Genomic DNA, 826 nt, shown 5'->3' with positions numbered 1-826 from the left:
ATTTTTTTTGAAAATTGCTGAATTTTTGGAATAATATTTGAAAAGTATGCTTTCAATTTTCTTTGTTTTTTAAATTACTGCCAACGTGTTTGTGTATGCTTTGTTGCGTTGGTTTAGCGTAAATTTAGCAAATAAATACTGAATAGAAAATCCGCGAGGATTTTCGTAAGTTGGCTAAAAGAAAGCAATAAAATATACACGTTGTTAGCCACAGTATTTATTCCTTTTTGATTAAAATTATCGTGTCTCTTTTCGGCAAACTATGTTCAGCAAATTGATATTTTTCGTATTTAATTTTCAGTTCTGTTTTTCCGTTTTTAGTATATAATGATTTTTCATTAAATTCAATTTCATTAGATAAATCTATTTCTTTAATTCTCTTTTCTAATATAAAATATTGCTTTTCCGTAATTTCATATTCACAACACATTCCTAAAAAACCTTCAGTTTTTTGATAAATCACAAAATTGTCTTTCTCAATTTCAATATGATTCGGTTGAATCGGATAAAGAACTATTGAAGCAACAATTCCGAAAAATATTCCGCCAAACAACCAGAGTAATAAAGTCAGAATTGGCGTAATTGCATAAAAACTAAAGTAAAATCCAATTTTTTTAAATGGCTTGAAATTCCATAAGAAGAGAATAATTCCGCTTGAATAAATTACTAACGTTATAAAATAACTCAATTTATAATTTAGACTTATTTCAATCGTACTTTTCAGAGTGAAATTCAATAAAGCAAATCCCAAAATGTAGAAATGAATCTTTGTTATTATGTTCCTGATTTGGGTTTTTGTCATATTGTGGCTAACGTGTTTGTGTAT

General features: G+C 27.0%; 1 protein-coding gene. It reads right to left on the bottom strand.

What is annotated here, in order from left to right:
• Positions 1–217: 217 nt before the first annotated feature.
• On the bottom strand, positions 218–826 hold a 609-nt coding region (locus tag MPF13_RS15460; protein ID WP_249983665.1), incomplete at its 5' end, for a hypothetical protein.

Origin of the sequence: Polaribacter sp. Z022 (genome assembly GCF_023555495.1) — a bacterium.
Classification (GTDB): Bacteria; Bacteroidota; Bacteroidia; order Flavobacteriales; family Flavobacteriaceae; genus Polaribacter.
The sequence above is the reverse complement of the archived record's forward strand: the minus strand, read 5'-3'. Positions and strand labels throughout refer to the sequence as shown.